General features: G+C 66.4%; 10 protein-coding genes. 8 read left to right on the forward strand and 2 right to left on the reverse strand.

Features of this window, described 5'->3' with window-relative positions; translation table 11 throughout:
* Positions 1 to 27: 27 nt before the first annotated feature.
* From MLE27_RS15005 to MLE27_RS15025, 5 genes are all read left to right on the forward strand, one after another.
* Positions 28 to 3,036 (forward strand): ABC transporter substrate binding protein, encoded by a 3,009-nt coding sequence (locus tag MLE27_RS15005; protein ID WP_243312911.1) that lies wholly within the window; start codon positions 28 to 30, stop codon positions 3,034 to 3,036.
* Positions 3,036 to 4,442 (forward strand): sigma-54-dependent transcriptional regulator, encoded by a 1,407-nt coding sequence (locus MLE27_RS15010; protein ID WP_243312913.1) that lies wholly within the window; start codon positions 3,036 to 3,038, stop codon positions 4,440 to 4,442. Before MLE27_RS15005 ends, MLE27_RS15010 begins: the two co-directional genes overlap by 1 nt.
* 9 nt (positions 4,443 to 4,451) lie before the next feature.
* Complete coding sequence (locus MLE27_RS15015) at positions 4,452 to 5,690, forward strand: methyltransferase domain-containing protein (RefSeq protein WP_243312915.1); 1,239 nt, start codon at positions 4,452 to 4,454, stop codon at positions 5,688 to 5,690.
* Between the two features lie 125 nt (positions 5,691 to 5,815).
* Positions 5,816 to 6,304, forward strand: coding sequence for a MarR family winged helix-turn-helix transcriptional regulator (locus tag MLE27_RS15020; protein WP_243312918.1), 489 nt, complete (start codon positions 5,816 to 5,818; stop codon positions 6,302 to 6,304).
* Complete coding sequence (locus MLE27_RS15025; protein ID WP_243312920.1) at positions 6,305 to 7,318, forward strand: 4Fe-4S binding protein; 1,014 nt, start codon at positions 6,305 to 6,307, stop codon at positions 7,316 to 7,318.
* A gap of 27 nt (positions 7,319 to 7,345) precedes the next feature.
* Here the strand turns inward: MLE27_RS15025 and MLE27_RS15030 are convergent, their stop codons facing one another.
* On the reverse strand, positions 7,346 to 7,978 hold the full coding sequence (locus tag MLE27_RS15030; protein ID WP_243312923.1) for a LysE family translocator: 633 nt from the start codon (positions 7,976 to 7,978) through the stop codon (positions 7,346 to 7,348).
* 122 nt (positions 7,979 to 8,100) lie between these two features.
* A complete protein-coding gene (locus tag MLE27_RS15035) occupies positions 8,101 to 9,072 on the reverse strand; it encodes a deoxyhypusine synthase family protein (protein ID WP_243312924.1) in 972 nt (323 codons plus the stop codon).
* Between the two features lie 332 nt (positions 9,073 to 9,404).
* On the opposite strand from MLE27_RS15035, the gene MLE27_RS15040 reads away from it, so the two are divergent.
* From MLE27_RS15040 to MLE27_RS15050, 3 genes are read left to right on the forward strand one after another with little or no spacing between them, the layout of a single operon-like run.
* Positions 9,405 to 11,096, forward strand: a complete 1,692-nt coding sequence (locus tag MLE27_RS15040; RefSeq protein ID WP_243312926.1) for a long-chain-fatty-acid--CoA ligase — start codon at positions 9,405 to 9,407, stop codon at positions 11,094 to 11,096.
* Positions 11,097 to 11,141: 45 nt separating this feature from the next.
* The gene (locus tag MLE27_RS15045) at positions 11,142 to 11,642 is read left to right on the forward strand and encodes a cyclic nucleotide-binding domain-containing protein (RefSeq protein WP_243312928.1); all 501 of its coding nucleotides are present in this window, start codon (positions 11,142 to 11,144) and stop codon (positions 11,640 to 11,642) included.
* Between the two features lie 34 nt (positions 11,643 to 11,676).
* On the forward strand, positions 11,677 to 13,125 hold the full coding sequence (locus tag MLE27_RS15050) for a menaquinone biosynthesis decarboxylase (RefSeq protein WP_243312930.1): 1,449 nt from the start codon (positions 11,677 to 11,679) through the stop codon (positions 13,123 to 13,125).
* The last annotated feature ends 251 nt before the right edge of the window (positions 13,126 to 13,376 follow it).

Raw genomic sequence — 13,376 nt, forward strand, 5'->3', positions numbered from 1 at the left:
TCTACTGGCTGTGCAGGCGGCACACCAATGAAATCCCCCCTGCTCACTGTCCTGTTCCTGTTGGCGTTCGGGTGCAGCCTGGCTCATGCCCAGGCCGAAGGCGCCAAGAAGCGCATCCTCTACTTCAATTCCTACCATAGCGGCTACGCCTGGTCCGACCAGGTGCTCGTGGGCATCCGCACCGCGCTGGACAAATCCGGCCAGCCCTACGACCTGCTGATCGAATTCATGGACACCAAGCGCTTCGTGACCTCCGACGTGGGAGACATCCTGGAGCGGCTCTACCGCGACAAGTACGCCGGGATCACCCCCGACGTGATCATCGCCTCGGACGACTACGCCTTCCAGTTCCTGCTGGAGCGCCAGGACAGGCTTTTCCCGGGCGTCCCGGTGATCTTCTGCGGCGTCAACGATTTCGACCCGGCCATGATCGCCTCGCGCCGCAACATGACGGGCGTGGTGGAGAACCCCGACTTCAAGGCCAACTTCAAGCTCGTGCGGGAGCTCCTGCCCGACGTGCGCCGCGTCATCGTGGTCACGGACTACTCCCTGACGGGCCAGGCCATCCAGAAGCAGCTGCTGCGGGCCGCAGCGGAATTCAAGACCGACTTCACGCTGGAGTGCATCACGGTGCGCACCCTCAACGAGGTGCTGGAGGAGACCAAGAACCTCACCGAGCGGGATATGGTCTACCTCGTGCCCATCTACCTGCACGACGACGGGCAGGTCTATTCGGTGGAGGACGTCTGCGACATACTCTCCGTCAAACTGCCCGTGGCCATCAACAGCGCCTGGCAGTTCATGCTCGGCCACGGCATCATCGGCGGCAAGCTGCACTCCGGCGAGGGCGAGGGCGCGCTGGCCGCCAACATGGCCCTGCAGGTCCTGGCCGGGGAGCCGCCCTCCAAGATCAAGGTGGTGGACACCTTCGACGACCCCTACATGTTCGACTACAAGGCGCTCAAGCGCTTCGGCATCCCGCAGATCAAACTGCCCTTCGGGTCCACGCTCATCAACGAGCCCCTGAGCTTCTACACCATCAACAAGCACATCGTCTGGTTCGGCCTCTCGGGCTTCTTCTTCCTGGTGTTCATCCTGGTGCTGCTGGTCACCTCCATCCTGCAGAAGCGCTCGGTGGAGCTGCAGATCAAGAACCAGCTCTCCTTCCTGCGCATCCTCATGGACACAATCCCCCTGCCCCTTTCCTACAAGGGGGTGGACGGCCGCTACCTCGGCTGCAACCTGGCCTTCGAGAAGTGGTTCGGCGTGGAGCGCGACCAACTGCTTGGCAACCCGGTGCATCCGCTGGCCACCCGCTTCGACTCGGCCGAGCGCAACCTGCTGGCCAGGCCCGGGGTCATCAGCTTCGAGTCGGACATGCTCGACGCGGCGGGCAGCCCCCACGGCGTCATCGTCAGCAAGGCCACCTACCTCGACGCCAAAGGCGAGATCGCGGGCGTGGTGGAGGCCATCCAGGACATCACCCTGCGCCGCGAGGCGGAGAAGGCCCTGCGCCAGTCCCAGACGATGCTGCAGACCGTGCTCAACAACATCCCGCAGCTCGTCTACTGGAAGGACAGGAACCTCAACTTCATCGGCGTGAACCGCTCCTTCCTGGACTTCTTCGGCCTGGAGGGCCCTGAGCAGATCGTGGGCAGCAGGCTCAACAAGCTCCTGCCGGAGGAGGAGGCCAAGTCCTCGGAGGAGATCAACCGCAGGGTGCTGGCCTCCGGCCACTCCATCCACCGCCGGGAGTGGATACTCAACCTGCCCGGGCGCGAGCCCGTGGTGCTGGAGATGACCATCGTGCCGCTCTACGACGGCGCGGGCAACGTGGTGGGCATCCTGGGCACCGCCGAGGACGTCACGGCCAAGATGAGCCTGGAGAAGCAGCTGCTCCAGTCCCAGAAGATGGAGGCCATCGGCGCCCTGGCGGGCGGCATCGCGCACGACTTCAACAACATCCTGACATCCATCATCAACTCCACCGAGCTTGCGCTCATGGACATCTCCGACGACTCGGACACCGCCCTGGACCTGGAACGCACCCTCAAGGCCGCCCGTCGCGGCGCACGCCTCGTGAAGCAGATCCTCTCCTTCAGCCGCCCCACGCAGGAGGGCTTCACCGCCACGGACGTGGCCGAAGTGGTGCACGAGGCCCTGGCCATCTTCGCGGCCACGCTGCCGCGCTCCATCTCGCTCAACGAGCGCATCAGCGTGCACCCGGCCATGGCCTTCGCCGACCCCACCCAGCTGCACCAGATCGTCATGAACCTCTGCGCCAACGCCTTCCAGGCCATGCGGGAGAGGGGCGGCCACATGTCCATCGAACTCGACGAGACCGACTTCGACGAGGTGGGGGCCGAGGTGTTCTCCATCCAGCCGGGGCGCTACCTGCGCATCAGCGTGACGGACAACGGCCCGGGCATCCCCCCCGAAATCATGGACCGCATCTTCGACCCCTTCTTCACCACCAAGGCCAAGGGCGAGGGCACGGGCCTGGGCCTGGCCGTGGTGCACGGCATCGTCAAGTCGCACCGGGGGGCGCTCAAGGTCTCCAGCCAGCCCGGGCAGCGGACCAGCTTCGAGATCTTCCTGCCCAAGCTGGAGGAGGTCAGCCGCGCCAAGATCGCCCTGCCCACGGCCGCGCCCATGCGCAAGGGCCACGAGCACGTGCTCTTCGTCGAGGACGACGAGGACCAGCTCAAGGTCATCCCCCGGGTGCTGGAACTCATGGGCTACACGGTCACGGCCAAGAGCGGCGCGCAGGAGGCCCTGGACTATCTGGCCCACTCGGTCGGTGATGTGGAGATCGTGGTCACGGACTTCGACATGCCCACCCTCTCGGGCGTGGAGTTCGCCGGACGCCTGGGAACGCTCCATCCCCAGCTTCCCGTGATCCTGGTGTCCGGGCGGCGCAGCGCCTTGACTGCCGCCGAGCGCGCGGGCAACATCCGCACCGTTCTTCTCAAACCCTACAACGGCGAGGACCTGGGCCGGGCGATCGGCCACATCCTCGATGCCGGACGCACCTGATGTCCACCATACTCGTAATCGATGACGACGCGGAAATCCGCGACACGTTCCAGAGCCTCTCCCGCCGCATGCGGTTCACCTTCCTGGGGGCTGGCACCCTGGCCGAGGGCCTTGGCATGCTGCGCGCCAACCCTGTGGACGTCATCCTGCTTGATATCCGCCTGCCCGACGGCAACGGCCTGGACGCCCTGCCCGAGATCAGGCGGGGCGACTCCCCGCCGGAGGTCATCATCCTCACCGGCCTGGGCGACCCGGACGGCGCGGAGATGGCCATCGCGGGCGGCGCTTGGGACTACCTGGTCAAGCCCGCGCCCATCAAGCAGACCATGCTCTCGCTGACCAGGGCGCTCAAGTACCACAAGGAAAAGGGCATCGAGGTGGCCACCGTGGCCCTGCGCCGCGAGGCCATCGTGGGCACCAGCCCCAGGCTGGAGGCCTGCCTGGACCATGTGGCCCAGGCCTGCCGCCTCACCGGCCCGGTGCTCATCATGGGCGAAACCGGCACCGGCAAGGAGCTCATGGCCCGCACCATCCACCAGAACTCCCCCCGGGCCACGGGCGAATTCGTGGCCGTGGACTGCGCCTCACTCACCGAGACCCTGCTCGAGAGCACCCTGTTCGGCCACCGCAAGGGCTCCTTCACCGGCGCCGACCAGGACAGGCCCGGCCTGGTCAAGCTGGCCGACGGCGGCACGCTCTTCCTGGACGAGGTGGGCGAGATGCCGTTGAACATCCAGCGGGCCTTCCTGCGCGTCCTGCAGGAGAAGCGCTTCCGCCCCGTGGGCTCCAACGCGGAGGTGCAGAGCGATTTCCGGCTCATCGCTGCCACCAACCGCGATCTGGAGGACATGGCCGCGCGCGGCGAGTTCCGGCAGGACCTGCTCTTCCGCCTGAAGACCTTCACCATCACCCTGCCCCCCCTGCGCGAGCGCAAGGAGGACATCAAGGCCCTGACCCTGCACCACCTGGACACGCTCTGCGAGCGCTACGGCCTGCCCACCAAGGGCGTGGGCACGGACTTCTCCGAGATGCTCATGGCCTACTCCTGGCCGGGCAACGTGCGCGAACTCTACGGCGTGCTGGAGCGGGCCCTGGCCGCCTCGGGCATGGAGCCCACGCTCTACGCCAAGCACCTGCCCCCGGAGGTCCGCCTGCAGGTGATGAAGGCCAACATCGAGCGAGGCAGGCAGGACGACCGGCCCGCGGCCATGCCCGAACCCCTCCTGCGGGATCTGGCCAAGGGCCACATGCCCTCGCTCAAGGCCTACAAGGAGAACAAGGAGCGCGAATACCTGGACGCCCTGATCCTGCACACCGGGAAGGACCTCCAGTCCATGCTGGACACCTCGGGCCTGTCGCGCTCTCACCTGTACGCCTTGCTCAAGAAACACAACATGTCCCTCTAGGGGAAGCGCATGGGCTACCGGCAGGCGCACGCCCCCATCTACGGCTACATGCGGGGCCACAGGCACACCATCCCCCTGCATCTGGTGCACTACGCCCGCACCTTCAGCATCTTCAGGCTGCTCAACTCTCTGGACCCGGGCAGCGTGCTCAACGTGGGCGGGGCGGACGGATGCCAGTCCCACCTGATGCGCGCGCTCTTCGGCGCGCCCGTGACCACCGTGGACATCGACGAGGGCGCGCTGGCCATCGCCCGCGAGCGTTTCGGCCTGGAGGTGGCCCTGGGTTCCGCCCTGGACCTGCCCTTCGCGGACGACTCCTTCGACACGGTGCTCTGCATCGAGACCATCGAGCACATCCGCGACCCCGGGCGCGTGGTGGCGGAGCTTACGCGCGTGGCCCGGCGCAACGTGATCGTCTCCACGGAGAGCTTCTTCGACAGCGAGGAGCAGAAGCGGGCCTTCCTGCTCTACATCCGCGAGACGCACCCCCAGTTCTTCCGCGAGCGCGACCCCGTGACGCCGGGGGACGTGAGCTACTTCACCCGCGAGGACTTCCACGCCCACTTCGGCACCCGGAAGCTGCGCTTCCTGCCGCAGTTCAGCGGCAAGCAGGCCGAAATCATCGGGAGCATCGAGGCGGTGCGCGAACACGTGCGGGCCATGACCGAGGGCATCGCCCCGGACAGGCGCTCCAAGGTGATCGTGCACTACGCCAAGGGCGCGCCCGCGCCCAACCCCTCGCCGCTGGACGAGGACGACATCCTGCGCGCCATCGTCACCGAAGGCCCCCTGTTTCCGATGCCCTCCCTGGAGCGAGACGAAGAGATGCTGGCCGAGGACGAGGAGAACCTGGAGAGGATCGCCCGCTTCCACGCGGAGAAGGCCTTCTGCGCCGTGACGACGCCAGGTGGTGTTCCTGAAACTCCCATCGAGGAGCCAGGTGCCGTGGGCATGAACATGCGCTGGCTCACCCGGGACGACCTGGAGCGCTCACCCCGCTTCTGCACCAGGCTGGTCACGCTGGCCCCGGGCGGCCGCACCCCGGAGCGCGAGACCCCCTGGGAGCACCAGTTGCACATCCTCTCGGGAAAAGGCCTGCTGCTGGAGCGGGAGCGAAAGACGGAACTCACCCCCGGGACGACTGTGCTGGTCCGCGAGGGGCTGCATTTCCGCGTGGAGAACCCGGGAGACGAGCCCCTGAGCTATCTGGACATCATCCCCTCCATCACCCACTACTTCGGGCGCTGAGCCCTTCCCGACCACCGATCCTCCCATCGGCGTGCCCCCCGGTGCGGCCGAATCTTCACCCGTACCGTTGACTCGCCGCAATATGTGTATATACACTCATTCAACGACGCTCACGAGAGGCTGCCATGAACCAGCACATCACCCCGCACAACGGCCCCGCCCCCGGCGAACTCGGCCGGGCCTGCGCCTGCTACAACATGCGCCGGGCCAGCCGGGCGCTCACCCGCCTCTACGACGCCTGGCTCGCGCCCAGCGGGCTCAAGGCCACCCAGTTCTCCCTGTTGGCGGCGGCACGCTCCCAAGGCGAACTGACCGTGAGCAGGCTGGCCGAAATCATGGCCACGGAGCGCACCACCCTGACCCGCAACCTGAAGCTTTTGGAGGAACGGGGGCTGGTGAGCACCGCCCCAGGCCGCGACAAACGCGAGCACCTGGTGCGCATCACCAAGGCGGGCCAAGCCGCCCTGCTTGCGGCGCTGCCCTACTGGGAGAAGGCCCAGACGGCCATGGAGGAACGCTTCGGCAAGGAGCGCCTGGCCGAATTCATCACCGGCCTGCGGGAATTGACCGAGGCCGCCGGGGAAGCACCCGCGCAGCCCGAGGAGGATGCCTAGATGCAAGCGGACACCCATACGGTAATCGAGCCGGCGGCCAATGCCGCAACCGATGACGCGCCCGTGCTGGAGGCCGCCTTCCTCAAGGCCCTCTGTCTGGAGGCCGGGGCGGGCGACGCCGGATTCGTGGAACTGGAGCGCCCCGCGCTGGACTTCGAGCGCGAGGACATCCTGCAAGTCTTCCCGGGCGCGCGCACCGTGGCGGCCCTGGTGTTTCCGCTCAACCCGGAGAACATGCGCAGCCGGGTGCGCAACATGTCCTCCTCGGAGTTCCACAACGCCTCGGAGGAAGCCGCCGAGGTGTCGCGCAAGCTGCTGCGCCGCTTGAACCGGCTCGGGGTGCGGGGCGTGGCCGTCCCGGCGGATTTCCCCATGGACATGAGCCGCTACCCCGGAAAGATCTGGCACGTGAGCCACAAGATCATGGCCGTGCAGGCCGGTCTCGGGCACATGGGGATCAACCGCCTCGTCATCCACCCGGAGTTCGGCAACTTCGTGCGCCTGACCTCCCTGCTGCTGGACGCCCGGCTCGACGCCTACGGCAGCCCCCTGGAGGAGAACCCCTGCATCCGCTGCGGCCTGTGCACGGCCGTTTGCCCGGTGGGGGCCATCAGCAGGGACAAGCCCTTCGACCTCATGACCTGCATGACCCACGCCTACCGCGACAACTCCGTGGGCTTCACCGACATGCTGGGCGCGCTGGTCGCCTCCAAGGACATGGCGGCCTTCGGCGAGCGCTTCAACGAGCGGGAGATCGCCTCCATGTGGCAATCCCTCATGTACAAGATGAACTACCGCTGCGGCTACTGCATGTCGGTCTGCCCCGCCGGGAAGGCCGGAGGCATGGGCTACCTGGGCAGCGAGAAGCAGTTCGTGCGCGAGGTCTTCACCCCCCTGCGGGACCGCAAGGAGGAAGTCTACGTGGCTCAGGGATCGCCAGCCGAGGCCCGCGCCAGGAAGAACCCCAACAAGAACGTCCGCGTGGTGGGCTACACCAGGGAGCGCAAGCAGTAGGAAGTCGGCGCGGATGGCGCAGAAACCTCACCCCTCCCGCAGCGCCGTCCAGACGCCCGCCCCCACCATTACTGCCCCGCCGGTGCGCGCGCAGGCGCGCTGCATCCGGGGGTTGGAGGCCACGCGGCGCAGCCTGCCTGCAAGGCAGATGTAGGCAAGGGTGTTGAGGAAGGCCAGGAAGAGAAAGGTGGCCAGCATGGTGGCCAGCTGCGGCAGAGGCGGAGCCTGGGCCGAGATGAACTGGGGCACGAAGGCCACGAAAAAGAGGATGGACTTGGGGTTGAGCGCCGTGACCGCGAAGGCCTGCCCGACCATGCGCGTGCGGATCCCAATCCCCACGGTTCCGCCGCTGGACGCCACGAGGGGGGACTCTTCCGGCCGCTGCCGCCACATTCTGTATCCCAGCCAGAGCATATAGGCCGCGCCCGCCAGCTTGAGCGCCGTGAAGGCCGTGGCGCTGGCCTGCAGGAACACGCCCAGCCCCGCCAGGGAGCACCCCAGGGACAGCGCATCGCCCATCACGACCCCGATGGCCGCCCACCAGGCCCGCCTGGCCCCGTAGGCCAGCCCGAAGCCGGAGACGAGCATCACTGTCGGCCCCGGAAACACCAGCAATATCGCAGAAGCACCCACGAACGCCAGCCAGGTATGCAGTTCCATCTTTCACTCCTGATCAGCACGGTCTGCCGCCGCTCTGGTTCGAGGTTCCGGCCCTTACGAGAAAGGCCGCGCCCTTGCGGGCGCGGCCTCTTCGATCGTCGGTCGGAGGCGTTGCCCTCCCGCTAGTCGCCCAGCACGTAGCTGAAGATCAGCGGGGCCACGATGGCCGCGTCGGAGTTGATCATGTAGCGGGGGGTGTCGATGTCGAGCTTGCCCCAGGTGATCTTCTCGTTGGGCACCGCGCCGGAGTACGAGCCGTAGGAGGTGGTGGAGTCGCTAATCTGGCAGAAGTAGGCCCAGAAGGGGGTGTCTTCCATCTCCATGTCCTGGATGAGCATGGGCACCACGCAGATGGGGAAGTCGCCCGCGATGCCGCCGCCGATCTGGAAGAAGCCGATGGGGGTCTTCTCTTCGGCCATCTTGATGTACCAGTTGGCCAGGTGCTGGAGCTGCTCGGTGCCGTGGCGGATGGCGGCGTGGCTCTTCACGTTGCCGCGCATCACCTCGGAGCAGAAGATATTGCCCAGGGTGCAGTCTTCCCAGCCGGGAGTGTAGATAGTCAGGCCCATTTCCTTGGCGGCCAGCACCCAGGAGTGCTCGGCGGGCACCTGGAAGTGCTTCTCGATGCCGGGCTGGTCAAGCAGGTCGTAGATGAACTCGAAGGGGAACTGGGGCTTGTTCTCGTCGGCGGCCTTCTTCCACAGCTTGGAGATGTCGCGCTGCACCTGGCGCAGAACGCCCTCGGGGATGCAGGTGTCCGTGACGCGGTTGAAGCCCGCGTCGTAGAGCTCCTTCTCGGCCTCGGGGGAGAGGTCGCGATAGTTGGGGCACATCTTGTATTCGTTGTGGTTGAAGAGGTTGAACAGGTCCTCCTCCAGGTTGGCCGCGGTGCAGCAGACGGCGTGCACCTTGCCCTGGCGGATCATGCGCGCCAGGCTGATGCCGATCTCCGCCGTGCTCATGGCCCCGGCCATGGTCAGGAACATCTTGCCGCCGCCGGCCAGCAGGGCGTTCCAGTCCCTGGCCGCGTCCAGGGTCTCGCGGGCGTTGAAATGTCTGAAGTGAAGGTCCATGAATTGCGTGATGGTGCTCATTGCCGCTCCTGTGCCGCAGCCGCGCCGTACGGCGCTTGATGATCTTGATTGGATATATGTGTATTCAAAGGAAATGCTCGAATGCACTCTGCCCTGGGCCGCCGCGCAGCGCCTCCGCCATGTGGGAGAAACGGCTGCCGAACCGGCCCGGGACGGCGATGCCCCAGCCAAAGAATCAAGTCCGTAGCAGACAATAGGGGGGTGCGTAAAGCCCGGCGGGCCGTTCTGGGCGGTTGAAGGGGGCCGAAAGTCACTGTAGTGTAACCTTCGCAGGGCAAAACATGTTCGTCTGGCCGCATTCGGCCCGCACGCCACCCCAACCCGGAACATCCATGACGTACAGCGCCTCCCCCTGGCTCGAGCACTACGACCCGGGCGTCCCCGCGAGCATCGAATACCGCCTGGAGCCCATCACCGCCCTGCTGGATTTCGCCGCCGAGCGCCACCCCCGGCGCACCGCCGTGCTCTTCCGCAACCTGCGCATGGATTACGCCACCCTGCGCCACAAGGCCGGACGCTTCGCCCGCAGCCTGCGCGAGATGGGCATACGGCCCGGAGACCGCGTGGCCATCATGCTGCCCAACCTGCCCCAGACCATCGTGGCCTACTGGGGCGCGCTCTACGCCGGGGCCGTGGCAGTGTTCGTCAACCCGCTCTACATGGAGACGGAACTGACGCACATCCTAGAGGACAGCGGGGCCAGGGCGCTCGTCGTGCTGGACCTGCTCTGGGAGAAGCACCGCGCGGTCATCGAGGGTTCGGCCCTGGAGCGCATCATCGTCACGCGCGTCAGCGGCGGCCTCGGCTTCCCGCTGGACTGGCTCTACAGGGTGTCCGCCTGGCGCCAGGGCAAATTCCCCCGCCTGGAGCTGGACGGCAAGCGCACCCTGCGCTTCGGGCGCTGCTTCGCCGCCGAGCCCTATCACATCGAGGGCGTGGACCCTCTGGAGACAACGGCACTGCTGCAATACACCGGCGGCACCACCGGCATCTCCAAGGGCGTGGTGCTCACGCACCACAACCTCTCCAGCAACATCCAGCAGGCCAAGGCCCTGCTCTCCGTGATGGCCAAGGAGACGGAGGTCTTCCTGGGGCTGCTGCCCTTCTTCCACATCTACGGCCTGCAGCTACTGGTGAACTTCGCCACGGCCAACGCGGCGGCCGTCGCCCCGGTGCCCCGCTTCGACCCGCTGGATACGCTCAAGGCCATCGCACGCTACAGGCCCACGGTGTTCCCGGGCACGCCCTCGGTCTACATGGCGCTCTTGCAGCAGAAGGCCCTGCCGGATTTCGACCTGACCTGCGTGCGCTTTTGCGTCTCCGGCTCCGCGCCGCTGCCCGTGGAGGTGCTGCGCCGCTTCAAGGAGGTCACCCGGGCCGAGATCGTGGAAGGTTTCGGCCTCACCGAGGCCTCGCCCTTCACCCACGTCACGCCCCTGCACGGCCAGCGCAAGCCCGGCTCCATCGGCCTGCCCTTCCCGGACACCCAGGCCCGCATCGTGGACCTGGCCGACGGCGTGACCCCCATGCCCCCCGGCAGCCCCGGCGAGCTGCTCATACGCGGCCCTCAGGTGATGCGCGGCTACTGGAACCGCCCGGAGGAGACCGCCGACACCCTGCGCGGCGGCTGGCTGCACACGGGCGACATCGCCGTGATGGACGAGCAGGGCTACTTCTTCATCGTGGACCGCAAGAAGGACATGATTATCAGCGGCGGCTTCAACGTCTATCCCCGCGAAATCGAGGAGGTTCTGCACACCCACCCCGGCGTGCAGGAGGTGGCCGCCATCGGCGTGCCGCACCGCTCGCGCGGCGAGGTAGTGAAGGTCTACATCGTGCCCAAACCCGGCCTGACCCTGACCCGCGAGGAGGTCATGGCCTTCTGCAAGTCGCACCTGGCCGCCTACAAGGCCCCCAAGTTCGTGGAGTTCCGCACCGAACTGCCCAAGACCTTCGTGGGCAAGGTGCTCCGGCGCACCCTGCGGGCCGAGAACCCGCAGACCGCCCCCGAAGCGCGGGCCTAGCGGTTTTCCCCGCCCTGTGGCATACCCGCCGGGCGGAGGAACACCATGGAATACAGCGCGGGCGAAGACCTGTACCACAACCCCGACGTGGGGCCCAAACTGCTGGAGATGCTCGACAGCTCCACCTGGGCCAAGGACCTCTCCGAGGACGACATCAAGGGGCTGTGCCGCTACTTCAAGCTGGAGCTCCACCCCAAAGGCTCCACCATCTTCGAGGAGGGCGCCGCCGAGGATTCGATGGCCATCATCCTCACCGGCTCCATCGAGATCACCAAGAAGGACGCCACCCCGGACCACCGCCCCAAATGCCTGGTGCGCATCGGCCCCGGCAGAGCCTTCGGCGAGCTGGCGCTCATCGAGGGGCCGCCGCGCTCGGCCACGGCAAAGGCCATCGAGGACGTGAGCATGCTCGTGCTCACCCGCTTAAGCTTCGACAGCCTCTGCGCCAAGGAGCAAGCCCTGGCGCTCAAGTTCGTGCTCAACATCGCGCGCCTCATCAGCTTCCGCCTGCGCAACACGAGCGTGAAGCTGGTGGAATATCTCTAAAGGCCCAGCGCCCAATCACATTCTGGAGAAACGAATGGCTTACAAGGACCTGCAGGAATTCATCCGCGTCATCGAAAAACACGGCGAGCTCAGGCGCGTCGGCGTGGAGCTGGACCCCTACCTCGAAATCGCGGAGGTCACGGACCGGGTGAGCAAGTCCGCCGGGCCGGCCGTCCTGTTCGAGAACGTGAAGGGCAGCAAGTTCCCCGTGCTGACCAACGCCTTCGGCTCCTACAACCGGATGAACCTCTCCCTTGAGGTTGAAAGCCTGGACGCCCTGGCCGAGCACATCGAGACCTTCATGGAGGTCAAGAAGCCCGACGGCATCATCGAAAAGCTCAAGCTGCTGCCCAAGCTGGCGCGCATGGCCAACATCTTCCCCAAGGAGGTCACCAAGGCCCCCTGCCAGGAAGTCGTCCACACCGGCGACGACGTGGACCTCTCCATCATGCCCGTGCTCACCACCTGGCCCGGCGACGCGGGGCCCTTCATCACCTTGCCCCTGGTCATCACCAAGAACCCCGAGACCGGGGTGCGCAACATGGGCATGTACCGCATGCAGGTGTTCGACAAGAACACCACCGGCATGCACTGGCACAAGCACAAGGGCGGGGCCTACCACTACCACCTGGCCGAGAAGCTGGGCAAACGCCTGGAGGTGGCCGTGGCCATCGGCGCGGACCCCGCCGTGACCTACGCCGCCACCGCGCCCATCCCCGACGAGATCGACGAGATCATCTTCGCCGGGTTCCTGCGCGAGTCCCCGGTGGAGATGGTCCAGTGCAAGACCGTGGACCTGCAGGTGCCCGCCAACGCCCAATTCATCCTCGAAGGCTACGTGGAGCCGGGCGAGCGCCGCCGCGAAGGCCCCTTCGGCGACCACACCGGCTACTATTCGCTGGCCGACAACTATCCCGTGTTCCACGTGACCGCCCTGACCCACCGCAAGGACGCCATCTACCCCGCGACCCTGGTGGGGCCGCCCCCCATGGAGGACTGCTACATGGGCAAGGCCACGGAGCGGCTCTTCCTGCCGCTCATCAAGAAGTCCCTGCCCGAGGTCAAGGACATCAACCTCCCCCTGGAGGGCGTGTTCCACAACCTCTGCTTCGTCTCCATCGACAAGCGCTACCCCGGCCAGACCCGCAAGGTCATGTACGCGCTGTGGGGCATGGGCCAGATGATGTTCACCAAGGTCATCGTGGTGGTGGACGCCGAGGTCAACGTGCAGAACGTCTCGGAGGTGCTCTGGCGCCTGGGCAACAACGTGGACTGGCGGCGCGACATCGTGGTGCTGGAAGGCCCCACCGACGCCCTGGACCACGCCTGCCCCCTGCCCCACTACGGCGGCAAGATCGGCATCGACGCCACCAAGAAGACCGCCGAGGAAGGCCACTACCGCGAGTGGCCCGACGCCCTGACCATGAGCAAGGACGTCAAGGCCAAGATCAGCGGCCTCTGGAGCAGCCTGGGCATCGACTAAGCCCGGTCAGCTAACCCAATCAGATTGAAAGCGCCCCACGGCTCAGATCCGTGGGGCGCTTGTTCTTTCCAGAGCTGAAAACACTGAGAAGAGAGCCACCGGCGGCCAGAGGGCCTTCGGCCCTCTGGACTCCCTTTTCGCTTCGCCTTCACCGCGGAAGTCCGCCTCCAACGTGATAGGACGCTGTGTCTTCCGGCGGGGCCTCCGGGCGCGAAGCCGAAGGATGTTCTTCAAATGCGTCCGAGGTTTCG

Origin of the sequence: Fundidesulfovibrio agrisoli, from assembly GCF_022808715.1 — a bacterium.
Taxonomy (GTDB): Bacteria; Desulfobacterota; Desulfovibrionia; order Desulfovibrionales; family Desulfovibrionaceae; genus Fundidesulfovibrio; species Fundidesulfovibrio agrisoli.

Coding starts and splice junctions, on each gene's coding strand:
- MLE27_RS15015 (WP_243312915.1), top strand. CDS start 4,452: ATGGGCTACCGGCAGGCGCACGCCCCCATCTACGGCTACATGCGGGGC.
- MLE27_RS15005 (WP_243312911.1), top strand. CDS start 28: ATGAAATCCCCCCTGCTCACTGTCCTGTTCCTGTTGGCGTTCGGGTGC.
- MLE27_RS15050 (WP_243312930.1), top strand. CDS start 11,677: ATGGCTTACAAGGACCTGCAGGAATTCATCCGCGTCATCGAAAAACAC.
- MLE27_RS15045 (WP_243312928.1), top strand. CDS start 11,142: ATGGAATACAGCGCGGGCGAAGACCTGTACCACAACCCCGACGTGGGG.
- MLE27_RS15025 (WP_243312920.1), top strand. CDS start 6,305: ATGCAAGCGGACACCCATACGGTAATCGAGCCGGCGGCCAATGCCGCA.
- MLE27_RS15020 (WP_243312918.1), top strand. CDS start 5,816: ATGAACCAGCACATCACCCCGCACAACGGCCCCGCCCCCGGCGAACTC.
- MLE27_RS15010 (WP_243312913.1), top strand. CDS start 3,036: ATGTCCACCATACTCGTAATCGATGACGACGCGGAAATCCGCGACACG.
- MLE27_RS15035 (WP_243312924.1), bottom strand. CDS start 9,072: ATGAGCACCATCACGCAATTCATGGACCTTCACTTCAGACATTTCAAC.
- MLE27_RS15030 (WP_243312923.1), bottom strand. CDS start 7,978: ATGGAACTGCATACCTGGCTGGCGTTCGTGGGTGCTTCTGCGATATTG.
- MLE27_RS15040 (WP_243312926.1), top strand. CDS start 9,405: ATGACGTACAGCGCCTCCCCCTGGCTCGAGCACTACGACCCGGGCGTC.